Raw genomic sequence first — 22791 nt, 5'->3', positions numbered from 1 at the left:
GGCTTACTTCTTGTCCGCCGGCTTGGTCTCAGCCGGTGCTTCGGTGGTGGCGGCCGGCACGGCAGCCGGTACCGGGCGCGCCTTGACCACGCGCACACCGCGCGCCTTCATCCAGGCGTCGAATTCTTCGGCGGTCATGCGCTTGCCGTTCTGGCTCATGTCAAAGCGCCACGGCGTGTTGTCGAACTCGGTCTGCGGCTTGTAGGCGGCCGGATCGTTCGGGTTGATCACCGGTGCACTGGGGATCGCCTTGGCGATGTTCTGGCAGCCGTCGATGCGCAGGCGCTGCAGCACGCTGTCCAGCGACTGCTCGCGGTCGTAGCTGGAGGTCAATACGCCGGCAGGCATGCCCAACTGGACGTTGCGGATGTACAGCTCTTCGGCCACCGGTGCGATCGCGGTGGCCGGCAGCGGCAGCGGCGATGCGCTGGCAGGTGCCGAACAGTCCACGGCAGCGTGGGCGGTGGGAACCAGGGCCAGGCCAAGCGCGGCGGCCAGTGCAAAACGCTGCATGGGATGCATCCAGGAAGGGGTCGACGCGGCGAGTTTAACAGCGCCACAACGTCTTTCAAGCGCCACCTTCAATGAATACGGCAACTTGTTGGATTTATTGTCGATTTTCAGGATTCGACCCGACCGCGCGCGCGGAAGGGCCTATGTGTCGAGGTGAGAGAAGACAAAAAAAAACAGGGCCCGGCAATGCCGGGCCCTGCTTATTGAGACTGTACTGCCAGAAGGATTAGTTCTGGACGTTCAGCTCGGTACGACGGTTCTTGGCGCGACCTTCCGGGTTATCCGAACCATCCGGGTTGGTGTTCGGCGCAATCGGGCGGCTCTCGCCGTAACCGATCGGACCGACCAGACGCGAAGCGTCAACGCCGTTCTGGGTCAGGTAGTTGTACACCGAGGTAGCACGACGCTCGGACAGCTTCTGGTTGTAAGCGTCGGTACCCTTGGAATCGGTGTGACCGGCCACTTCAACGCGCAGATCCGGGTAACGCTTCAGGATTTCCGAAGCCTCGCTCAGGATCGCAACCGCGTCCGGACGCAGGTTCGACTTATCGAAGTCGAAGTTCACGCCCTTCAGATCGATCGACACCGGGACCGGGCAACCGTCCGGACCGATGGTCTGACCCGGCTGCGAGTTCGGGCACTTGTCATCGCAGTTGTTGACGCCGTCACCGTCGTCATCCAGATCGGCGCAGCTCGGCGCAACCGGAGCCGGAGCCGGCACGGCAGCAACCGGGGCCGGGCCCAGCGGGATCACGACGCCGACCGAAGCCAGCACGTCGCCGAACCAGTCTTCGCTCGGAGCAGCAATGCTCTGGTCGTCGAAGTCAGCACGGTAGGCCACTTCGGCACGCACGGCGACGCGCTTTTCGAAGGTGGTCTGCAGACCGACGCCGAGCTTGGCGGCGAAGTTGCCGTCCTTGCGCTCACGCGGACCGTTGGTGTTCAGCGCTGCGTACTCTTCTTCCGACTTCTGGTAGCCCAGGCCGAACAGCAGGTACGGGTTCCAGCCGCGGCCTTCCTGGATGAAGTGGCGACGCAGGTCGAGCGAGGCGCCGTACTGGCTCCAGTTCAGATCCTGGTTGGCGTCGAAGTTCGGGTTCTGGTAGTTCAGCTCGCCATCCAGCGACCAGTTGGGGCTGATGAACTTACCGAGGCCCAGGGTAACGAACGGAGCGTCGTTGGTCAGACGGTCGCTATCCTGGAAGTTGAAGCCGGCCGAACCGGTCAGGTACCAGCGGTCGTCAAAATCCTGCGCCGATGCAGCCTGGGCGAAAGCCAGACCGCCCAGCAGCGCGGCAGTGAGGATCTTCTTGTTCATTGAGTACAGCTCCTATTTCGGGGGTATGAAACCGGTAGAGGCATGGGCCAGCACTACTGCGTCGTTTTCAGACTGCCGATTCAGCACGCCACCGCCGCGAACATTATGCTCAGGCGAGTGAAGGTGATGTTAACAGTCCCGTAACATGTGAAGACGACCGCCAGACCTCTACCGGGTCCAGCTGGTGGCACCCTATACAGGTTGATGAAATTCCGCAAGACCCAGCAATGACAAGGGTTTTGCCTAATTCAGGCGACGTAGCGACACATTTTTCACGTTAGGGTTCAAATGGCGATTGCGCCTTGATTCAGCGCAAAAACAGCAGCGTCGTGATCCGTATGATGAGGGTGATTCCCCCGTATCCGGAGCCGATATGAAAGCCGTGGGATTGACCCAGTATCTGCCGATTGAAGACCCCGCCGCGCTGCAGGACCTGCGCATTGCGCCACCGGGCGTGCCGCAGGGACGCGACCTGCTGGTACGAATACATGCTGTTTCCGTCAATCCGGTCGACACCAAACAGCGCGCGCCGCGCCCGCAGCAGGAGAATCCTGCGCGCATCCTGGGGTATGACGCGGCCGGTGTGGTGGAGGCGGTGGGCCCGGAGGTCACGGCGTTCGCCCCCGGCGATGAGGTGTATTACGCGGGCGATGTCACCCGCTCCGGTTGCAATGCCCAATACCAGTGGGTGGACGAACGCCTGGTCGGGCGCAAACCCACCACGCTGGATTTCGCCGAGGCTGCAGCGTTGCCGCTGACCACGCTGACCGCATGGGAACTGCTGTTCCAGCGCATGCCGCTGCACTTTGAAGACAGCCGCCACCGCGGGCAGCACCTGTTGATCATCGGGGGTGCCGGCGGCGTCGGTTCGATTGCGATCCAGCTCGCGCGCCACGCCGGCTTCAGCGTGATCGCCACCGCCTCGCGCGAGCAGACCCGCGCGTGGTGCCTACAGATGGGCGCCGACCACGTGATCGATCATCGCCAGCCGCTGGCGGCGCAACTGCAGGCACTGGGCATCGCGCAGGTGCAGGTGGCGCTGAACCTGGCCGACACCGACCACTACTGGGAGGCGCTGGGCGAGCTGCTGGCCCCGCAGGGACATGTGGGGCTGATCGTTGAACCGCGCGGACCATTGCGCATCGGCGATCCCTACAAAGCCAAATGTATCGGCATCCATTGGGAGTTCATGTTTGCCCGGTCGCGCTTCCAGACCGACGACATGATCGAACAGCACCGCATTCTGAGCCGGGCCGCCAGTCTGATCGACGCCGGCGAACTGCGCACGACCGCGCATACGCATCTGGGCTCGATCACGGCAGCGAACCTGCGCGAGGCACATCGCCAGCTGGAAGGCGGCGGCGTGATCGGCAAACTGGTGCTGTCCGGCTGGGACTGACGCGCGCGGCAATGTGTCTGCGCAGATTCGCGCGCATCTGTATCTGTCGGCCATGCGAAGGGCCCCCTACAGTCAGTGGCCCTTCCGGTGAAGCCGACATGCCCACGTCCCTGCCCCTGCGCCTGCTGCAACTCCTGCTTGGTCTGTTCCTGTATGGCTTCGGCGCGGCGGTGATGATCCGCGCGGCGATCGGCGTGGCGCCCTGGGATGTGCTGTCACAGGGCATCGCGCTGCAGACGCCGCTGTCCTTCGGCGTGGCCACCAATGTGATCGGCGCGCTGGTGCTGCTGCTGTGGTGGCCGATCCGGCAGAAGCCCGGTCTGGGCACCGTGCTCAACGTACTGCTGATCGGCCCCAGCGCGCAGTTCGGGCTGTGGCTGCTGCCGCAGGTGCAGGGCCTGGCCTGGCAGATCCCGATGTTCATCTGCGGCCTGCTGATGGTCGCGGTGGCCACCGGCCTGTACATCGGCGCACGCTTCGGCCCCGGCCCGCGCGATGGCCTGATGACCGGCCTGCACGCCCGCACCGGCTGGCCGATCTGGATCGTGCGCAGCGCGATCGAAGGCACCGTGCTGCTGATCGGCTGGTGGCTCGGCGGCAACGTCGGCGTGGGCACGCTCGCCTTCGCGCTGCTGATCGGCCCGTTGTGCGGCGTCACCCTGCCGCTGTTCGGTATCCGCAAGCCCAGCCCGGCAGCTGCCACGCCCTAGCGGGCGTCCGTGCCGACCAACGGCCGACCCCCTGGCGGACACATGCCCTTGCTCTTCAGGGGCATTCGCGGCACCCTGCGGGCTTCCGTACGCAAGCGTATCCACATGTCGCCAGCCGCCGAATCCACCGCCTATCCGCACCTGTTCACCCCGCTCGACCTGGGCTTCACCCAACTGCGCAACCGGGTCCTGATGGGGTCCATGCACACCGGCCTGGAAGACCGTGCGCGCGATTTCCCGCGCCTGGCGGCCTATTTCGCCGAGCGTGCCGCCGGCGGCGTCGGGCTGATCGTCACCGGTGGCTTCGCGCCCAACGTGGTTGGCTGGCTCAAGCCATTCGGCGGCAAGCTGTCCTGGCCGTGGGAGGTGCGACCGCATCGCCAGGTCACCCGGGCCGTGCACGACAACGGCAGCAAGATCTGCCTGCAGCTGCTGCATGCCGGCCGCTATGCCTACCACCCCCTCTCGGTGGCTCCCTCCAAGCTGAAGGCCCCGATCAACCCGTTCACCCCGCGGGCGCTGTCGGCGCGCGGGGTGGAGCGCCACATCGCCGATTACGCGCGCAGCGCGCGGCTGGCCCGCGAGGCCGGCTACGACGGCGTCGAGGTGATGGGCTCGGAAGGCTATCTGATCAATGAGTTCATCGCCCCGCGTACCAACCAGCGTACCGATCGCTGGGGCGGTGACGCGGCCCAGCGCATGCAGTTCGCCGTGGAGATCGTGCGTCGCATCCGCGAGGCCTGCGGCCCGGATTTCATCATCATCTACCGGCTCTCACTGGTGGATCTGGTGCCCGACGGCAGCAACTGGGCCGAGATCGTGCAGCAGGCGCAGGCCATCGAAGCGGCGGGCGCGACCCTGATCAACGCCGGCATCGGCTGGCACGAAGCGCGCGTCCCGACCATTGCCACCTCGGTACCGCGCGGCGCCTTCGCGGCGGTTACCGCCAAACTCAAACCGCACGTGCGCGTGCCGGTGATCGCGACCAACCGCATCAACATGCCCGACGTGGCCGAGCGCATCCTTGCCGCGGGCGGTGCCGACATGGTCTCGCTGGCGCGGCCGCTGCTGGCCGACCCGCAGTGGGCCAACAAGTCGCGCGCCGGCCGTCCGGAGGCGATCAACACCTGCATCGCCTGCAACCAGGCCTGTCTGGACCATGTGTTCGAGAACAAGACCGCCAGCTGCCTGGTCAACCCGCGTGCCGTGCACGAGACCGAACTGGTCTACCGCCCGACCAGCGCCGCGCGCCGGATCGCCGTGGTCGGCGCCGGCCCGGCCGGGCTGGCCTGCGCGACCGTGGCTGCCGAGCGCGGCCACGCGGTCACACTGTTCGATGCCGGCAGCGAGATCGGCGGGCAGTTCAATGTCGCCAAGCGCATCCCGGGCAAGGAAGAATTCCACGAGACGCTGCGCTATTTCCGCCACAAGCTGGGCGAGACCGGCGTCGAGGTGAAGCTGGACACCGTGGCCGACGTGGCCGCGCTGGCCGGTTTCGACGCGGTGGTGATCGCCACCGGCATCACCCCGCGCCGGGTCGATTTCCCCGGTGCCGACCACCCCAAGGTGGTCACGTATCTGGATGTGCTGCTTGGCAGGGTCCAGGTGGGCGAGCAGGTCGCGATCATCGGCGCGGGCGGCATCGGCTTCGATGTCGGCGAGTTCCTGGTCCACGAAGGGCCCTCCTCCGCGCTGGACCCGGCACGCTGGATGGCCGAGTGGGGCGTGGACCCGACGTTCGAGGGCCGCGGCGCGCTCGCCAAACCGGCACCTGAAGCCCCCGCCCGCAAGGTCTGGCTGCTGCAGCGCAGCCCGGGCAAGCCCGGCGCCCGCCTGGGCAAGACCACCGGCTGGATCCACCGCGCCACGCTCAAGGCCAAGGGCGTGACCATGCTCGGTGGCGTGACGTACCTGGGTGTGGATGACGCCGGCCTGCGCATCCGCGTGGACGGCCAGGAACAGCTGCTGCCGGTGAGCCATGTGGTGGTCTGCGCCGGGCAGGAACCGCGCCGTGACCTGCACGCCGCACTGCAGGCCGCCGGCATCAACGCACAGCTGATTGGCGGTGCGGATGTGGCCGCCGAACTCGACGCCAAGCGCGCGATCGATCAGGGCAGCCGGGTCGCCGCCGCGCTCTGATCCGCATCGACATCAACCTGAATACGGGGCTGAACCGCCGATTCAGCCCTGCCTCCGAACCTGAATGTCAAGCTTTCGGGTTCAGGATGTATTGGGAAATCCCCCCCTATCGTGCGCCAACTTTCCCGCTCACCACCCAGTTCGAGTGAGCGCGCGGACCCCACGTCTATTCGGGTCCGCCCCCGGGCGGCCCCGATGGCCGCCTCCCCATGACGCCAAGTCGTAACCCTCGCCCCGTCCGAATGATCGGATGGAACAGCCAGGTGCGGCCCACACGGAGCAAGGAGATTTATGAAACTGGCCTGGATTCTCTGGCTGTCACAGTTGTTGCCGCAGCCTGCCGCCGATTCGTTGTGCCTGAGCACGACCGTTTACCTCGAAGCGCGTGACCAGACCCTGCGCGGCCAGCAAGCCGTCGCGGAAGTGGCCCTGCGCCGCCTGGACAGCGGCCTGTGGGGCGACTCGATGTGCCAGGTGGTGACCGCCCGCAAGCAGTTCGCCCCGACCATCGTCGCGCCCGGCACCCAGCTCGGCAACGCCGATGCCTGGCAGGAAGCGATGACGGTGGCCTTCGATGCCGAGCGCAACTGGGCCCTGCCGGCCGGTGAGCGCAAGGAAATCGTTCCGGGTGCGAGCCACTTCGCCGCCCTGGCGATCGCCAACCCGAGCTGGCGCAACGCCTACCAGGTGGCCACGATCGGTGATCACACCTTCTATCGCGTGCAGAAACTCAAGCCGCGCGCGTCGTAACGATCTGTTACGGCCATACCGTTGAGGATGCGGGGCCGGCTCTGGAATAGTGGGCGGCTCACCTTCCACCCATCCGCAACGGAGTTCCCATGAAGCTGTACAGCAAGCCCGGAGCCTGCTCCACCGCCGATCACATCGCCCTGCAGTGGACCGGCCAGCCGTTCGAGGTGGAACTGCTCGACAAGGACACCCTGAAGGCGCCACCGTTCCTGGCCATCAATCCGGCCGGTTCGGTCCCGGTGGTGGTCGATGGCGATTTCGTGCTGACCCAGAACGCCGCCATCATGGGTTACATCGCCGATACCCACCCGCAGGCCGGCCTGACCGGTGACGGCAGCCCCAAGCAGCGCGCCGAAGCCACCCGTTGGCTGTCCTTCGTCAATTCGGACCTGCACCCGGCGTTCAAGCCGCTGTTCGGGCCGGCCACCTTCATCGAAGACGACACCCAGTACGACGCGCTCCGCGCCGCCGCCCGCAAGCGCCTGCGTGGCCTGTTCGAGCGCGCCGATGCGCAGCTGGCCGACCGCCCGTGGCTGGCCGGATTCCGCAGCTTCGCCGATCCGTACTTCTACATCACCCTGCGCTGGGCGGCGGGCGCGAAGATCGACCTGAGCGGCCTGGACAACCTCGCCGCCTTCAAGCAGCGCATGGAGGCCGATACCGGCGTGCAGGCAGTGCTGAAGGCCGAAGGCCTCCTGTAGAGCCACCCCATGGGTGGCTGCAGGCGGTCCGGCCAGAACACACGCGTCCGGCCGGACAAGGAGCCACGCATGGCGTGGCTCTACCCGATCGTACGCACCACAGTGCCCTCGGCATCGCGCAGCTCGCTCGGCTCCACCACCACCTGCAGCGCCGGCCAACCCGGGATCGCATAGGTGCCACGGCGTGGCATGACCGTGGCGACCAGTGCCTGCACCGTGGCCGGGGCCAACTGGCATTCCAGCGCATCGCCCTCGACCACCAGCGCATTGGCGGCCGCCGGCGACAGCGTGATCTGCCGATCGTTGCCGACCAGCGTCAATGGCTGGCCGAACAGCAACCGCGCCGGCAGCAACGCGAGCAGCGATTCCACCTGGCGCGCTCCCAGGGTCACGGTCACCTGCTGCGCATCGCCCTCGCCCTGCACCAACCCGCCCAGCTTTTCCAGGAACAGATAGGCCGTCTGCGAGCCCTCGCGCGCCGCACCTTCGGCGACCGCGGCAGCCAGTGCGGGATCGTCCAGCAGCGAGCCGCGCGCGATATCGGTGATCCACAGCGGCATCTTCGGCAGCAGCGCCTCGAGCACGCCGGTGGTCGACCAGCGCTTCACCGCCTCCATCTCGTCATCGGTCAGCCCGATCACCTGCAGGAACGCCAGCGAACCGTTGGGCGTCTCGCGGGGCGGCAGCTGCGGGTCGCGCATGAAGGCGACGTGGCGCAGCAGCGTATCGGTGTCGGCGGCGATCGGACCGCCCGCATTGAGGTAGTGGCCCTGCTGGAACACCTTGCCGTTGGCGAACACGTAGCGCGCCAGGTTCTGCAGGAAATTCATCGCCCACGGCGGTGGCTCGCTGCCCGCCGCGGCGGCAACCCGGAAGCTCAGCTCGAAGCCGTACCCACTGGTGGACGGATCATCGCTCTCTTTTTCATAGAGCTCTGAGAAGCCGTAGCTGACGAAGTGCCAGTGCGGCAGCGGGGTATCGTTCCAGTACGCGCTGATGCCGTCCAGCGGATCCTCGCCCCCCAGCAGCGAACGCAACACCGGGCCGTAATGCTGCGGCGCCTGCGTGGGATACACCGCCTTCAACGCCGCATCGATGGCATCCCACCCGGGGGCGCCGTCGTCCTCGATCTCATCCACCATCGCTATTCTCCCGCACACGTAACAGCACGCATTCTAAACAGCGTGCTGCCCGGCCGCCGTCGACGTATCGCCTCAGGCGATCACGGGCTCGGTCTGCAGCAGCGCGCGTGTCTCGTCCATCCAGCGGTTGGCCAGCGCCGGGCTTCTTGCCTTGCTGATCGCAGCGGCCAGGTCCGGCCACAGCTTCTCCAGGCTGCCCGCATCGGTGCAGCGCTCGACTTTCAACTGCATGAAATAGCCCTTCAGACCGAGATGCCTGCGCACCGATTCGCTCATCCAGTCATACAGCCGCTTGTACAGCTCCGGATCCTGCTCGCGCCCGGCAGTCAGCGCGGCGGCGACCACCGGTGCGGCGCTGCCCCCGACGATCTCGATCAACCCCATCGCCGACAGCTGCGCCAGCGCATCGTCCGGCGCGCGCAGGCCCGGCAACAACGCGGTCAACGCGTTGTCATCGCGCTGACCATCGACCATCAGCAGCAGGGACCGCAGCGCCGGCGGCAAGCGCCGAGCACGGTCCTCGATTTCCTGACGGCCAGCGGCCGTCTTGGCCTGGATATACGCCATGTGTCCCCCCTTCACGTGGTGCCGTACCACGCGTAGGCCGGCCGTTCGCCGCTACCTGCGCGCCCCTGTGATCTTCCAGGCCCTCCGTGTCCGGCGGCCGCCCCAGGCGCGCCGTGTCCCCAGCGCGCGGCGTGCCGCCGACAAGGCCTGCAACGATCACGTCCGCAGCTTACCCGAGCGTTCGCCTCGCAGGTAATGCGCTGCAGCATCGTGCAGGGGGCTACAGCGTCAGCTCCCCAGTGCGCGCCGGATCTCCTCCAAGGCCGCCGGGTCGTCCAGGGTCGACAGATCACCCGGATCACGTTCCTCGGCCAGCGCCTGCAGCGAGCGCCGCAGCAGCTTGCCCGAACGCGTCTTGGGCAGCGCGTTGACGATATGGATGTGCGCCGGCCGTGCGACCGCGCCCAGGGTGTTGGTCACCCGCTGCATCATCTCGGCCGCCACGGCACTGCCGTCGCCCTGCAGGGCCTGCTTGAGGGTGACGAACACCAGCGGCACCTGGCCCTTGAGTTCATCCTTGACCCCGATCACGGCGGCCTCGGCCACCAGCGGATGGCCGGCGATGCATTCTTCGATCTCGCGCGTGCCCAGGCGGTGCCCGGCCACGTTGATGACATCGTCGGTGCGGCCGAGGATGAAGGTGTAGCCGTCTTCGTCCTGGATCGCCCAGTCCAGCGAGCTGTAGAGCAGCTCCTTGAAGTGGCTGAAGTAGCTCTGGATGAAGCGCGCATCGTCCTTCCAGACGGTGGTCATGCAGCCCGGTGGCAAGGGCGGGATCATGACCAGCACGCCCTTCTGGCCCGGTGCGACGGTCTCGCCGGTGTTCTCGTCGATCACCTTCATCCGGTAGCCGAGGTTCGGGAAACCGGGCGAGCCGAAGCGCACCGGTTTCATGTCCACGCCCGGCAGCAGGGTCAGTGCCGGCCAACCGGTTTCGGTCTGCCAGTAGTTGTCGATGATCGGCTTGCCGAGTGCGTCGTTGATCCAGTGCGCGGTCGGTTCGTCGAGCGGTTCGCCGGCAAGGAAGACGTACTTCAGCGCCGCCAGGTCGTGGCGGCGGATGAAGTCCGCATCGTGTTTCTTGAGCACGCGGATCGCGGTGGGTGAGGAGAACAGCGTGCGCACGCCGTACTGTTCGCACAGCGCCCACCAGATGCCCGGGTCCGGGTGGGTCGGCAGCCCTTCGTACAGCAGCGAGGTGCAGCCGCCGATCAGCGGGCCGTACACGTTATAGGAATGCCCGACCGCCCAGCCCACGTCCGAGGTGGAGAACATCACCTGGCCGGGCTTGCAGTCGAACACCGTCTCCATCGACTGCGCCATCGCCACGGCGTAGCCGCCGACATCGCGCTGTACGCCCTTCGGCTTGCCGGTGGTGCCGGAGGTGTAGAGCAGATAGCTCGGCTCGCTGGATTCCAGCCATACCACCGGCACGTCCTGGTCACCCACCTCGGCACGCAGCGTGGCGTAGTCGACGTCGCGACCGGGCACCTTCGGCTCGGCAGGGTCCAGCCCGCGCGAGACGATCAACACATGCGGTGGCGGCGAGGCGGCTTCGGCGCAGGCGGCATCGACCATCGCCTTGTACGGAATCACCTTGCCACCGCGCTTGCCGGCGTCGGCGGCGATCAACAGCTTCGGTTCGGCGTCATCGATGCGCAGTGCCAGGTTGTGCGCGGCGAAGCCACCGAACACCACCGAGTGGATCGCCCCGATGCGTGCACACGCCAGCATCGCGAACACCGCTTCGGCCATGTTCGGCATGTAGATCACCACGCGGTCGCCACGCTGCACGTCCAGCCGCTGCAGCACGGCGGCGAAGGCATTCACTTCGCGGTGCAGTTCGCGGTAGGTGATCTCGCGGGTAACGCCGGTTTCGCTGGAGATGGCGACGAGGGCGAGCTGGTCGGGACGGTCGACCAGATGGCGGTCCACCGCGTTGTAGCAGAGGTTGGTTTCCCCGCCGACGAACCAGCGCCGGAACGGCGGATTGCTGTAGTCGAGGATCTGCTGCGGCGGTGTATGCCAGTAGATGCGCTGGGCCTCTTCGCCCCAGAACGCTTCGGGTTCATCGACCGAACGTCGATAGACATCTTCGTAACGCATGACGGCCCTCCCAGACAAAGTCATGGGATCGAGCATAGTCCGATGGTGAAGCGCGGGCCGTCCGACCTTGGTCGTAGGGGCGATCGGTGGGTCGGGCGCTGGGCCCCCATATCCTTGTAGGCGAAATAAAGGAGGAGGGGGCGGCCGAAGGCCGACGCCGGGGGACATTCGCCGGAAAGGGTATGGGCCCCAGCGCCCGACCCACCGACCGCCGCGCGGGAAAAGATGCGAAGAACCAAAAAAAACGCCGGGCAATGCCCGGCGTTTTTTCCAGTCCGTACCGACCGACGGTATTCGCGCCGTCCTGGCGCTCACCCTCCGGGCCGGCGCTTCGCACCGTTGAGAACGGCTCCTGCCGTTCTCTTCGGCACCCACCCGTGTGAGTGATCAGCCCAGCAGGTGGGCGACGCCGGAGCGCTCTTCTTCCAGCTCGGCCAGGGTCTTGTCGATGTACTTCTGGCTGAAGTCGTCGACCGGCAGATCCTTGACCAGGGTGTACTCGCCGTTCTCGGTGGTGACCGCGAAGCCGAAGATCACGCCTTCCGGAATGCCGTAGGAGCCGTCGGACGGCACGCCCATGGTGACCCACTTGCCGTTGCTGCCCAGCACCCAGTCACGGATGTGGTCGACGGCGGCATTGGCAGCCGAGGCCGCCGAGGAGGAGCCACGGGCTTCGATGATCGCCGCGCCGCGCTTGCCCACGGTCGGGATGAAGGTGGAGGCGTTCCATTCCTGGTCGTTGATCGCCTCGGCGATGGAGGCACCATCGGCAGTGGCGAAACGGTAATCCGGGTACATGGTCGGGCTGTGGTTGCCCCACACGATCAGCTTCTCCATGCCACCGACCGGCTTGCCGAGCTTGGTCGACAGCTGGCTCAGCGCACGGTTGTGGTCCAGGCGCAGCATGGCGGTGAAGTTGCGCGGGTTCAGATCCGGTGCCGACTTCATGGCGATGTAGGCGTTGGTGTTGGCCGGGTTGCCGACCACCAGCACCTTGACGTCACGCTTGGCGACCTTGTTCAGCGCCGCGCCCTGGGCGGTGAAGATCTTCGCGTTTTCCAGCAGCAGATCCTTGCGCTCCATGCCCGGGCCGCGCGGACGCGCGCCGACCAGCAGGGCGATATCGGCGTCCTTGAAGGCCACTTCGGCGTCATCGGTACCGACCATGCCGGCCAGCAGCGGGAAGGCGCAGTCTTCCAGTTCCATCATCACGCCGCGCAGGGCGGCCTGGGCCTTGTCGACCGGCAGCTCGAGCAGCTGCAGGATGACCGGCTGGTCCTTGCCCAGCATGTCGCCGGAGGCGATGCGGAACAGCAGGGCGTAGCCGATCTGGCCGGCGGCGCCGGTCACGGCAACACGAACAGGTGCTTTCATGGGGATTTCCTCTGCTAAGAAACGTAAAAACGGCCCCCTTCGCAGGGGGCCGTCGGGATCGGATCAGGCGCTGGGGATCAGCTTGTTCCACTCCGCCACGCGCTCGGCCTGGGCGGCCAGCACGGCGTCGGTGTCGCCTTCCAGGGTGATCGAATGGATCACGTCGCCCTGCTTGACCGAGTCCACGATGGCCTGGCCGTCGAGGACCTGGCCGAACACGGTGTGCTTGCCGTCCAGCCAATCTGTCTTGATGTGGGTGATGAAGAACTGGCTGCCGTTCGTGTTCGGGCCGGCATTGGCCATCGACAGCGAACCGACCTGGTGCTTCACGCCGTTCTTTTCATCTTCGAACTTGTAGCCCGGGCCGCCGGTGCCCTGGCCCTTGGGGCAGCCGCCCTGGATCATGAAGTCCGGGATGACGCGGTGGAAGACCAGGCCGTCATAGAAGCCGTGCTTGACCAGGTTGACGAAGTTGGCGACCGTCAGCGGGGCCTTGTCGGCGAACAGCTCGACCTTGATCGGGCCCTGGGTGGTGTCGAAAGTGGCGATGAGGGACATGCAAATCCTTGGGGTACGGGGGTTTGTCGTTAGCCCCATAGGATACACCGCGCCCCCTGACCAACGGGCGCCTGTTGGACAAACGCGTCGCCACGCGCCCAGGCACCTCCGCGCCGACACGGAAACGCTTTGCTGAATGCCTCAGGGACAGCGGTAGTGCCGGCCGTTGGCCGGCAGCCAGGCAGAACCTGCCGGAGATCATGGGGCTGCCGGCCAGCGGCCGGCACTACCTGAATGCCCGTCCGGCAAGGCTTGCGAGGCACTTTTCGCGATTGGTCATCTTGGCCGTATAATGTTGGACTTCTTTTTCCAAATCCGGCGCCGACTGGCCCCCTTTCGCATGTCTATCGAAAATCTTCGCAACATCGCCATCGTCGCCCACGTCGACCACGGTAAGACCACCCTCGTCGACCAGCTGCTCAAGCAGTCCGGCACCCTCTCCGAGCGCACCGTGCTCGCCGAGCGCGTGATGGACAGCAATGACCAGGAAAAGGAACGCGGCATCACCATCCTGGCCAAGAACACGGCCATCACCTGGGAAGACAAGAAGACCGGTATCAAGAACCGGATCAACATCGTCGACACCCCGGGACACGCCGACTTCGGCGGCGAAGTGGAGCGCGTGCTGTCGATGGTCGACACCGTGCTGATCCTCGTCGACGCGATGGACGGCCCGATGCCGCAGACCCGCTTCGTGACCCAGAAGGCCTTCGCGATGGGCTTCAAGCCGATCGTCGTGGTGAACAAGGTCGACCGTCCGGGCTCGCGTCCGGATTGGGTGATCGACCAGGTCTTCGACCTGTTCGACAAGCTCGGCGCCACCAATGAGCAGCTCGACTTCCCGATCGTCTACGCCTCGGCCCTGAACGGCTACGCTGGCCTGGAAGACACCGTGCGCGACGGCGACATGACCCCGCTGTACGAAGCGATCATGCAGCACGCGCCGATGCCGGAAGTGGACCCGGAAGGTCCGTTCCAGATGCGCATCAGCCAGCTGGACTACAACAACTTCGTGGGCGTGATCGGCATCGGCCGCGTGCAGCGCGGCACCCTGAAGAAGAACATGCAGGTCGCGGTCATCGATCGTGAAGGCAAGAAGCGCAACGGCAAGGTCGCGCAGGTGCTGGGCTTCCTGGGCCTGGAGCGCATCGAGCAGGACACCGCCGAGGCCGGCGACATCGTCGCCATCTCCGGTATTCCGGAACTGACCATCTCCGACACCCTGTGCCACCCGGATACCCCGGAAGCGCTGCCGGCGCTGACCGTCGATGAACCGACGATCTCGATGACTTTCCAGGTCAACAACTCGCCGTTCGCCGGCAACAAGGACCTGTCCGGTGGCAAGTTCCTGACCAGCCGCCAGATCAAGGATCGCCTGGATCGCGAGCAGGTCCACAACGTGGCCCTGAAGGTTGAACAGCTGGAAGACGCCGACAAGTTCCTGGTCTCCGGCCGTGGCGAACTGCACCTGTCGGTGCTGATCGAAAACATGCGTCGTGAAGGCTACGAGCTGGCCGTGTCGCGTCCGGAAGTCATCATCAAGCAGATCGACGGCCAGGCCATGGAGCCGATCGAACAGCTGGTGGTGGACATCGAAGAACAGCACCAGGGCGGCGTCATGGAAAAGCTGGGCACCCGCAAGGGCCAGCTGAAGAACATGGAGCCGGACGGCAAGGGCCGTGTGCGCCTGGAGTACCAGATCCCGGCCCGTGGCCTGATCGGTTTCCAGAACGAGTTCAAGACCCTGACCCAGGGTTCGGGCCTGCTGTTCCACGTGTTCGACCATTACGGTCCGAAGGAACAGGGCGCGATCGCCAAGCGCCAGAACGGCGTGATGATCGCCAATGCCCCGGGTGCCACCCCGGCGTACTCCCTGGGCCCGCTGCAGGAACGCGGCAAGCTGTTCGCTGCTGAAGGCGACAACGTGTATGAAGGCCAGCTGGTCGGCATCCACTCCAAGGACAACGATCTGACCGTCAACGCGATCAAGACCAAGCCGCTGACCAACATGCGCGCTTCGGGCAAGGACGATGCGATCCAGCTGACCCCGGCGATCAAGTACTCGCTGGAACAGGCTCTGGACTTCATCGAAGACGACGAGCTGGTCGAGATCACGCCGAAGGAAATCCGCCTGCGCAAGAAGGGCCTGACCGAAAGCGACCGCAAGAAGGCATCGCGCGGCGGCTGATCGGACCCATTGTCGTGATCGACAAGCCCTACAACCCGGATCCTCACAAGCATCCGGGGCTTCACCTGATCGCCTTGCTGGAAGCCAGCAAGGCGGTTCTGGCGCTGTTGGCTGCGACAGGGCTGGAAATGCTCGGCCCGCAGCCCCTGCGCGATGCGGTCAATGCCTTGATCCGCCGGTTCAGTCTGGACCCGGATCACGGCACCCTGCCCTCGCTGCTCAATATGATCAGCCCCGATGCGGTGCATCTGGCGGCTGCTGCGATGGTCGCCTACGGCGTCCTGCACCTTTTCGAGGCCTGGGGCCTCTGGCGCGCCAAAGCCTGGGCCTCCTGGCTGGGCTGCGTCACGGCCGGCATCTACCTGCCGTTCGATATCTACGCCATTCTCCGTCACCCGGGCTGGGCCTCGTGGTCGGTGCTGGTGATCAATCTGATCGTGGTCGGCGTGCTCGCCCGCGATATCCGCAAACGCCATGGCAAAGCCGCCGACGCGGCCTGAGTTGCCAAGCGCCGCCTGTGCTGGTTAGCCTGTCGGCCGGTTCGGGGAAACAGGCATGCGCCTGACACTGACGTCACTGATGCTCATCGCACTGGCCGGCTGCAGCCCGGGTCCGGCGCCCCTGCATGCGCGCGAGTCTCCCACGCCTGCGCCCTCACCGGTCGCCGCGCTTCCGTTTGCCTACGCCGAAGCCGACATCGCTGATCTGCAGTCGCGGATGGCCAGCGGCGAGCTGGACAGCGTCACCTTGACCCGCGCCTATCTGGACCGCATCGCCCGCCTCGACCGGGCCGGCCCACGCCTGCGTGCGGTGATCGAACTCAATCCCGATGCGCTGCGCGAAGCCACACAGCTGGACGCCGAGCGCCGCCAAGGGCAGCTGCGCGGCCCGCTGCATGGCATCCCGCTGCTGCTCAAAGACAACATCGGCGCCAGCCCGATGAGCACTACGGCCGGCTCGCTCGCGCTGGAGGGCTTCCGCCCGGACGATGCCTTCCTGGTCCAGCGCCTGCGCGCGGCCGGTGCGCTGATCCTGGGCAAGACCAACCTCAGCGAGTGGGCCAACTTCCGCTCCAGCCAATCGATCTCCGGGTGGAGCGCCCGGGGCGGCCAGACCCGCAATCCCTACCGGCTCAGCCACAACCCGTGCGGCTCCAGCAGCGGCAGCGCGGTGGCGGTCTCGGCCAACCTCGCGGTGGCCGCGATCGGCACCGAAACCGATGGCAGCATCGTCTGCCCGGCGGCGGTCAACGGCGTGGTCGGATTGAAGCCGACCGTGGGACTGGTCAGCCGCGAAGGCATCATCCCGATCTCCTTCAGCCAGGACACCGCCGGCCCGATGACCCGCAGCGTGGCCGATGCAGCCGCCCTGCTGACCGCCATGGCCGGCCGTGACGAGGCCGATCCGGCCACCGCGACCATGCCCGGGCGCGCCGTGTACGACTACACCTCACGCTTGAACGCCGATGGCCTGCGTGGTGCGCGGATCGGTGTGCTGTATGGCGACCTGATGCAGAAGCCGGGCGTCGCCCCCGCCCTGCAGCATGCCGTGGCCGTGCTGCGCGATGCCGGCGCCACCGTCGTGCCGGTGCAGCTGCCAACCCAGGGCCAATGGCAGGACGCCGAACGCATCGTACTGATGCACGAGTTCAAGGCCGGGCTGCAGCGCTACTTCACGACGTACCGGGCCCCGGTGCGTTCACTGGATGACGTCATCGCATGGAATCGTACACATGCGGGCAAGGAGCTGGCGGTGTTCGACCAGGACCTGATGGAAACCGCCGCCACCATGGGCGGCCTGGGAAGCCCCGAGTACATCCGCGCGCGCAGTGACGCGCGCCGCCTGGCCGGCCCCGAAGGCATCGATGCGGTGCTGCGCGAGCAGAACCTGGATGCGCTGGTGGCGCCCACCACCGGGGTGGCCTGGCCGATCCGGCCCGGCCGCGGCGATGACTTCCCCGGTGAGAGTTACAGCGCCGCCGCAGTGGCCGGCTACCCGAGCCTGACCGTGCCGATGGCGCACGTGAACGGGCTGCCGCTGGGGCTGCTGTTCATGGGCACCGCCTGGAGCGAGCCGCGGTTGATCGAGCTGGGCTACGCCTACGAGCAACGCACCCGCGCGCGTCGCCCGCCGCGGTTCCAGACCGACAGCCTGCTGACGAACGGCGTCGCGCCCTGAGCGGCGTGTACCGGCCAACGGTCGGTACCTACCCGAGAACGTACGCCCCGCGTTGGTAGTGCCGGCCGCTGGCCGGCATTACCGGGATGCGTCACCCGGGTCTGGCAGGAGCGCCGGCTCACCATCTTCGGCACCGGGCGAGCGCACATCGTCGGCTGGCTGCGAGCGTGCGCGACGGCTCGGCGTCACTTCCTGATTGAGCTCGGCACGGGTGCGCGGCAACGACTGAGGATGTTCGCGCGCGAGAAAATCGAGCATGCGTTCGCGCACGATGCAGCGTAGATCAAAGGCATCGCCGGAATTGCGCGCACTCACCAGCAGACGCACCTGCAGGGTGTGCTCGCTGGTTTCGGTCACCTGGGTCACGCAGACCTGGCCATCCCACAGCGCCTCGCCTTTGCAGATGCGCTCCAGCTCGGCGCGGATCGCCGGGATCGGCGCGGTGTAATCCAGCCACAGGAAGGCGGTGCCGAGCAGATCGGCGCTGCGCCGGGTCCAGTTCTGGAACGGGTGTTCGATGAACCAGGTCAACGGCACCACCATGCGCCGCGCATCCCAGATCCGCACCACCACATAGCTGCTGTTGATCTCTTCGACCCGGCCCCACTCGCCCTCGACGATCACCACATCGTCCAGCCGGATCGGCTGGGTCAAGGCGATCTGCAGGCCGGCGATCAGGTTGCCGAACACCGGCTTGGCCGCGATACCGGCGACCAGGCCGATGATGCCGGCCGAGGCCAGCAGCGCGGTGCCGATCTGGCGCACCATCGGGAAGGTGAGCAGGATCAGCGAGACGCCGACCAGGATGATCGCGCCCATCAACACACGGCTCAGCACCCGGGTCTGGGTCTGGATGCGGCGTGCTTCGAGGTTGTCGGCCACCTCCATCGGATGGTCGCGCAGGATCGCCTGCTCGCCCGCGGCCACGGCCCGCACCAGCAGCCAGATGACGCAGCCGGTCACACCGATGTGCAGCAGCCGCAGCGCCTGCTCGAGCCGATGCTCCTGCAGCGGCGTCGCTTCCAGCGCGGGAATCAGCAGCAACAGCGGCAGGGCGAACGCCAGCGGTCGGCTGATCACGCGCGCGATGCGGGCGCGGCGGTAGTCGCGGTCTTTCAGTCGCCGCGTCAACGCCATCAACAACCACCAGCCGCTGACCCCGATCGCCAGTGCGATCGAGATCGGCCATAGATACAACGCTGCCTGCTGCCAGTCCACGGTCACTGCACGCTCCTGTGTTCTCCGCAAGTAAGTGCACAGCATGCCGGTGCCGCCATGACCATCGTGTCAGGCGAATGTAAGGTGCGTGTCGAGGACACGCACCGGTATCAGTCGGCGTAGTGCGCCTGCTTGCGCACTATCGCCATCGCGATTTCCAGCGACTGCTCGTAGTTCAGGCGCGGATCCACCGAGGAACGGTAGGCACGCTCCAGATCGCGCTCGGTCAACTCGCGCGCACCGCCGGTGCATTCGGTCACGTCCTCACCGGTCAGCTCCAGGTGCACGCCGCCCAGCCGCGTGCCGGCCGCGGCGTGCAGGTCGAAGGACATCTCGACCTCGCCACGTACGTTGTCGAAACGACGCGTCTTGTAGCCGTTGCTGGTGCTCTCGGTGTTGCCATGCATCGCATCGCACACCCACAGCACGCGCCGGCCATCGCGCTTGACCGCGTTCAACAGCGGCGGCAGTTTTTCGGCGATCTGTGCCGCCCCCATGCGGTGGATGAAGCTCAGGCGGCCCGGCTCGTCCTCGGGGTTGAGCACGTCGATCAGGCGCAGCAGCTGGTCCGGCTGCACCGACGGGCCCACCTTGATCGCGATCGGGTTACGCACGCCACGCAGATACTCCACGTGCGCGCCATCGAGCGCTGCGGTGCGCATGCCGATCCACGGGTAATGCGTGCTCAGGTTCAACCAGCCCTGCTGGCGCGGCACCTGGCGGGTCAGCGCCTGCTCGTAGGGCAGCAGCAGCGCTTCGTGCGAGGTGTAGAAATCGATCCGGTTGAGGTTGTACACCTGCGTGCCGGACAGCGTTTCCATGAAACGCACCGCATCGCCGATCGAGGACACCATCTTCTGGTAATCGGTGGCCAGCGGCGAGTGCCGCACCCACTCCAGGTTCCAGTATTCGGGATGGTGCAGATCGGCGAAGCCGCCATCGATCAGCGCCCGCACGAAGTTCATCGTCATCGCCGAGTGCGCATGCGCCTGCAGCATCCGGCGCGGGTCCGGCAGACGCGCAGCTTCAGTGAACTCCGGCGCATTGATCACATCGCCGCGGTAGCTGGGCAGGGTCAGGCCGTCGCGGGTTTCAGTATCGGCCGAGCGCGGCTTGGCGTACTGCCCGGCAAAACGCCCGACCCGGATCACCGGCTTGCGCATGCCGTGCACCAGCACCAGGCTCATCTGCAGCAGCACTTTGAGCCGGTTGGAGATGGTGGTGGATTCGCAATCGCTGAAGTTCTCCGCGCAGTCACCGCCCTGCAGCAGGAAGCGCTTGCCCTCCTGCGCATCGGCCAGCTGCTGCTTGAGCGCCAGGATTTCCCAGGAGGTCACCAGCGGCGGCAGCCGCTTGAGCTCGTGCAGGGCGGCATCCAGCGCCAGCGGGTCCGGGTAGGTCGGCAGCTGCAGCGCCGGCTTGCCACGCCAGCTCTCCGGCGACCAGGCAGCGTCGACAGCGGTCGCGGCGGGATCGGCTACAGGCGGGGCGGACAGGCTCATCACGGACTTCCGGGGTGTGGGGCCGGTCATGGTCGCAGAGCGCGCCCCCGGCGCAAAGGGGCGGGCACGCGCCCGGAGGCTGAACGCTGAAGAAAGGACACCGCGATCGGCCAGATCGCGCATGGTCCAGCGGCATCGGACAGGCGCATGATTTGTTACGGAGTAACACTTGCCAGGCCGGCCCCTCCTCCATCGCCCAGCCAAGCCATCCTCATGAAGCCCTCCCTGCTTGCTACCGGTATTGCTGTTTCCCTGGCCCTGACCGGCCTGCCCGCCCTCGCCGCCGCCGCCACCAGCGCCGCCCCTGCCGTCACCGATCTGGACGCGGTCACGGTCAGCGCCAAACTCGACCAGGCGCGCAATGCGCTGTCGCCGGATATCGGCAGCAGCCAGTACCAGATCACTGCCGAAGACATCCAGAACCTGCCGCTGGGCGCCTCCACCCCGTTGAACCAGGTGTTGCTGCAGGCGCCGGGGGTGGTCCAGGATTCCTACGGTGGCGTCCACGTGCGCGGCGACCATGCCAACCTCCAGTACCGGCTCAACGGCGTCCTGCTGCCCGAATCGATCTCCGGCTTCGGCCAGACGCTGGACGCCCGCGCGATCAAGAGCATCCGCCTGATGGACGGCGCGCTGCCGGCGCAGTTCGGCGAGCGCACGGCCGCCGTGGTCGACATCACCACCCGCAGCGGCGCCGAGCTGGGCAATGGCGGGAGTGCCGGCCTCACTGCCGGCTCCTACGGCAAGGTCAACCCCAACGCCTCGTGGTGGGGCAGCCAGGGCCGCTGGAGCTGGTATCTGACCGGCAACTACGACCAGAACCAGGTCGGCATGGAGAACCCCACCGCCTCGCGCCGGCCGGACCACGATGACACCCACCAGGGCAAGGCATTCGCCGACCTGACCTATCTGGTCAACGACGACACCCGCCTGAGCCTGTTCGCCGGGTTCTCCAACAACCGCTTCCAGATCCCGGTCAACCCCGGCCAGACCCCACAGTTCGGCTACCTGGACACGGTCACTGCGGACTCCGCCGCGCTGGACGAAACCCAGCGCGAGACCACCCGCTTCGGCATGCTGGTGCTGCAGGGCGCGCTGGGCAGCACCGCCTACCAGGTCTCGGCCGGGCAGCGGTACAGCGACCTGTCCTTCCACCCGGACCTGGCCGGCGATCTGATCTTCAACGGCGTTGCCTCACAGGTGGAGCGCAGCAACCGCGCCGACACCGTGCAGGCCGATTTCTCCACCCCGCTGGGCGAAAACCACACCTTGCGCTACGGCCTGTACGTCAACGCCGAACGCGCCCGCGCCGGCAGCGACACCTGGGTGTTCCCGGTCGACGCCGACGGCCAACAGGCCAGCACCGCGCCCCGGCGCATTCCGGAGGCGAGCGCCTTCAACGCCACCACCACCGCGGTCTATCTGCAGGACGAATGGCGCCTCGGCGACGACTGGACCGTGAACTACGGCCTGCGCGGCGACCGCTACAAGGCCTTCGGTGGCACTGAAGGCCAGCTCAGCCCGCGGGTGGGTGTGGTCTGGAACGCCACCGACAGCACCACCGTGCACGCCGGGTACTCGCGCTACTTCACCCCGCCGGCCAGCGAACTGGTGGCCAGCAGCGACATCGCACTCTACGACGGCACCACCAACCAGCAACCGGCCGGAGGCAGCACCACGCCACTGTCCGAGCGCAGCGACTACTACGACATCGGCGTCTCCCAGCAGGTGGGCGAACACCTCACCCTGGGCCTGGACGCTTACGACCGCAAGGTCGACCGCCTGCAGGACGAAGGCCAGTTCGGCGCCGCCTACATCTACTCGACGTTCAACTATCGCCTCGGCCACATCCACGGCGTGGAATTCAGCGCCGACTACAGCAACGGCCCGCTCAGCGCCTACGTCAACGCCGCCTACAACAAGGCCATGGGCAAGCAGGTCATCACCGGCCAGTACAACCTCGATCCCGAGGCACTGGCCTACGTCCAGAACAACTGGATCCATCTGGACCACGATCAGAAACTGACCTCGTCCGGAGGTATCAGCTACGCCTTCGCCGGCCACAACCGTCTTGGCGCCGACTACGTCTTCGGCAGCGGCCTGCGCTCGGATGCCGACGGCATCCCCAACGGCGGCGAACTCCCGGCCTACCTGCAACTCAACCTCAGCGCCGGCCACGACTTCAACGCCGATAGCGGCCACCCGCTGCACGCACAGCTCGCGCTGGTCAACGCCCTGGATCGCAGCTACCAACTGCGCGACGGCGGCGGCATCGGCGTCTTCGCCCCGCAGTGGGGTCCCCGCCGCGGCGCCTACCTCAGCCTGCAGCAGGACTTCTGACCTGAGCGAGGAAGCCCTGCCGTCTGATCAGCTCAGGAGCATCCCTGCCTGAACGCAGCACCCGGCCTGGCCGCCAGACGCGCGCCAG

At 66.6% G+C, this 22791-nt stretch carries 18 protein-coding genes; 9 read left to right on the top strand and 9 right to left on the bottom strand.

Going from position 1 to position 22791, the window contains the following annotated elements; all coding sequences use genetic code 11:
- Positions 1-3: 3 nt before the first annotated feature.
- Positions 4-513: a hypothetical protein gene (locus ABE422_RS14920; RefSeq protein WP_313209609.1), complete on the bottom strand. Its 510-nt coding sequence runs from the start codon at positions 511-513 to the stop codon at positions 4-6.
- 226 nt (positions 514-739) lie between these two features.
- Complete coding sequence (locus ABE422_RS14915; RefSeq protein WP_088435197.1) at positions 740-1831, bottom strand: OmpA family protein; 1092 nt, start codon at positions 1829-1831, stop codon at positions 740-742.
- Positions 1832-2204: 373 nt separating this feature from the next.
- On the opposite strand from ABE422_RS14915, the gene ABE422_RS14910 reads away from it, so the two are divergent.
- The 5 genes from ABE422_RS14910 (at position 2205) to ABE422_RS14890 (ending at position 7530) form a co-directional block, all read left to right on the top strand.
- Entirely contained in the window at positions 2205-3230 is a 1026-nt protein-coding gene (locus tag ABE422_RS14910) for a zinc-binding alcohol dehydrogenase family protein (protein ID WP_313209613.1), read from the top strand.
- A gap of 98 nt (positions 3231-3328) precedes the next feature.
- The gene (locus ABE422_RS14905; protein WP_313217333.1) at positions 3329-3940 is read left to right on the top strand and encodes a hypothetical protein; all 612 of its coding nucleotides are present in this window, start codon (positions 3329-3331) and stop codon (positions 3938-3940) included.
- 105 nt (positions 3941-4045) lie between these two features.
- Positions 4046-6079: an NADPH-dependent 2,4-dienoyl-CoA reductase gene (locus ABE422_RS14900; RefSeq protein WP_346483242.1), complete on the top strand. Its 2034-nt coding sequence runs from the start codon at positions 4046-4048 to the stop codon at positions 6077-6079.
- 291 nt (positions 6080-6370) lie between these two features.
- Positions 6371-6829, top strand: a complete 459-nt coding sequence (locus ABE422_RS14895) for a cell wall hydrolase (protein WP_088435200.1) — start codon at positions 6371-6373, stop codon at positions 6827-6829.
- A gap of 89 nt (positions 6830-6918) precedes the next feature.
- Positions 6919-7530 carry a glutathione S-transferase N-terminal domain-containing protein gene (locus ABE422_RS14890; RefSeq protein WP_313217330.1) on the top strand — a complete coding sequence of 204 codons (612 nt, stop codon included), beginning with the start codon at positions 6919-6921 and terminating at the stop codon, positions 7528-7530.
- Between the two features lie 80 nt (positions 7531-7610).
- On the opposite strand, the gene ABE422_RS14885 is transcribed toward ABE422_RS14890, so the two are convergent.
- The 5 genes from ABE422_RS14885 to ABE422_RS14865 all read right to left on the bottom strand — a co-directional run bounded on the left by ABE422_RS14885 (position 7611) and on the right by ABE422_RS14865 (position 13277).
- Positions 7611-8672, bottom strand: a complete 1062-nt coding sequence (locus ABE422_RS14885) for a suppressor of fused domain protein (protein WP_313217329.1) — start codon at positions 8670-8672, stop codon at positions 7611-7613.
- A gap of 72 nt (positions 8673-8744) precedes the next feature.
- Positions 8745-9239 (bottom strand): hypothetical protein, encoded by a 495-nt coding sequence (locus ABE422_RS14880; protein WP_346483241.1) that lies wholly within the window; start codon positions 9237-9239, stop codon positions 8745-8747.
- Positions 9240-9467: 228 nt separating this feature from the next.
- Entirely contained in the window at positions 9468-11345 is a 1878-nt protein-coding gene (prpE, locus tag ABE422_RS14875; protein ID WP_346483240.1) for a propionate--CoA ligase, read from the bottom strand.
- A gap of 387 nt (positions 11346-11732) precedes the next feature.
- Positions 11733-12719 carry a malate dehydrogenase gene (locus ABE422_RS14870; protein WP_088435213.1) on the bottom strand — a complete coding sequence of 329 codons (987 nt, stop codon included), beginning with the start codon at positions 12717-12719 and terminating at the stop codon, positions 11733-11735.
- Positions 12720-12782: 63 nt separating this feature from the next.
- On the bottom strand, positions 12783-13277 hold the full coding sequence (locus ABE422_RS14865) for a peptidylprolyl isomerase (protein WP_121042904.1): 495 nt from the start codon (positions 13275-13277) through the stop codon (positions 12783-12785).
- 340 nt (positions 13278-13617) lie between these two features.
- Between ABE422_RS14865 and typA the strand changes: the two genes are divergently transcribed.
- The 3 genes from typA to ABE422_RS14850 are packed head-to-tail and all read left to right on the top strand — an operon-like array spanning position 13618 to position 17643.
- The gene (typA, locus tag ABE422_RS14860) at positions 13618-15465 is read left to right on the top strand and encodes a translational GTPase TypA (protein ID WP_346483239.1); all 1848 of its coding nucleotides are present in this window, start codon (positions 13618-13620) and stop codon (positions 15463-15465) included.
- Between the two features lie 14 nt (positions 15466-15479).
- Entirely contained in the window at positions 15480-15965 is a 486-nt protein-coding gene (locus ABE422_RS14855; RefSeq protein ID WP_319214249.1) for a DUF2127 domain-containing protein, read from the top strand.
- 55 nt (positions 15966-16020) lie between these two features.
- Positions 16021-17643 carry an amidase gene (locus tag ABE422_RS14850; RefSeq protein ID WP_346483237.1) on the top strand — a complete coding sequence of 541 codons (1623 nt, stop codon included), beginning with the start codon at positions 16021-16023 and terminating at the stop codon, positions 17641-17643.
- A gap of 78 nt (positions 17644-17721) precedes the next feature.
- Here ABE422_RS14850 and ABE422_RS14845 read toward each other — a convergent pair whose 3' ends face one another.
- Positions 17722-18861, bottom strand: coding sequence for a mechanosensitive ion channel family protein (locus ABE422_RS14845; protein WP_313219142.1), 1140 nt, complete (start codon positions 18859-18861; stop codon positions 17722-17724).
- A 110-nt stretch (positions 18862-18971) separates the two neighbouring features.
- Positions 18972-20363 (bottom strand): 3-deoxy-7-phosphoheptulonate synthase class II, encoded by a 1392-nt coding sequence (locus tag ABE422_RS14840; RefSeq protein WP_346483236.1) that lies wholly within the window; start codon positions 20361-20363, stop codon positions 18972-18974.
- A 213-nt stretch (positions 20364-20576) separates the two neighbouring features.
- Here ABE422_RS14840 and ABE422_RS14835 point away from each other — a divergent pair, with 213 nt between their 5' ends.
- The gene (locus tag ABE422_RS14835) at positions 20577-22703 is read left to right on the top strand and encodes a TonB-dependent receptor (protein ID WP_346483235.1); all 2127 of its coding nucleotides are present in this window, start codon (positions 20577-20579) and stop codon (positions 22701-22703) included.
- Positions 22704-22791 lie beyond the last annotated feature (88 nt).

The sequence above is a fragment of the Stenotrophomonas sp. TWI1151 genome (assembly GCF_039673135.1).
Classification (GTDB): domain Bacteria; phylum Pseudomonadota; class Gammaproteobacteria; order Xanthomonadales; family Xanthomonadaceae; genus Stenotrophomonas.
Note: the sequence above shows the minus strand (reverse complement) of the source record. Positions and strands in the feature narration are given on the sequence as shown.

Coding starts and splice junctions, on each gene's coding strand:
- ABE422_RS14880 (WP_346483241.1), bottom strand. CDS start 9,239: ATGGCGTATATCCAGGCCAAGACGGCCGCTGGCCGTCAGGAAATCGAG.
- ABE422_RS14885 (WP_313217329.1), bottom strand. CDS start 8,672: ATGGTGGATGAGATCGAGGACGACGGCGCCCCCGGGTGGGATGCCATC.
- ABE422_RS14890 (WP_313217330.1), top strand. CDS start 6,919: ATGAAGCTGTACAGCAAGCCCGGAGCCTGCTCCACCGCCGATCACATC.
- ABE422_RS14895 (WP_088435200.1), top strand. CDS start 6,371: ATGAAACTGGCCTGGATTCTCTGGCTGTCACAGTTGTTGCCGCAGCCT.
- prpE (WP_346483240.1), bottom strand. CDS start 11,345: ATGCGTTACGAAGATGTCTATCGACGTTCGGTCGATGAACCCGAAGCG.
- ABE422_RS14840 (WP_346483236.1), bottom strand. CDS start 20,363: ATGAGCCTGTCCGCCCCGCCTGTAGCCGATCCCGCCGCGACCGCTGTC.
- ABE422_RS14870 (WP_088435213.1), bottom strand. CDS start 12,719: ATGAAAGCACCTGTTCGTGTTGCCGTGACCGGCGCCGCCGGCCAGATC.
- ABE422_RS14835 (WP_346483235.1), top strand. CDS start 20,577: ATGAAGCCCTCCCTGCTTGCTACCGGTATTGCTGTTTCCCTGGCCCTG.
- typA (WP_346483239.1), top strand. CDS start 13,618: ATGTCTATCGAAAATCTTCGCAACATCGCCATCGTCGCCCACGTCGAC.
- ABE422_RS14900 (WP_346483242.1), top strand. CDS start 4,046: ATGTCGCCAGCCGCCGAATCCACCGCCTATCCGCACCTGTTCACCCCG.
- ABE422_RS14865 (WP_121042904.1), bottom strand. CDS start 13,277: ATGTCCCTCATCGCCACTTTCGACACCACCCAGGGCCCGATCAAGGTC.
- ABE422_RS14915 (WP_088435197.1), bottom strand. CDS start 1,831: ATGAACAAGAAGATCCTCACTGCCGCGCTGCTGGGCGGTCTGGCTTTC.
- ABE422_RS14850 (WP_346483237.1), top strand. CDS start 16,021: ATGCGCCTGACACTGACGTCACTGATGCTCATCGCACTGGCCGGCTGC.
- ABE422_RS14920 (WP_313209609.1), bottom strand. CDS start 513: ATGCAGCGTTTTGCACTGGCCGCCGCGCTTGGCCTGGCCCTGGTTCCC.
- ABE422_RS14910 (WP_313209613.1), top strand. CDS start 2,205: ATGAAAGCCGTGGGATTGACCCAGTATCTGCCGATTGAAGACCCCGCC.
- ABE422_RS14905 (WP_313217333.1), top strand. CDS start 3,329: ATGCCCACGTCCCTGCCCCTGCGCCTGCTGCAACTCCTGCTTGGTCTG.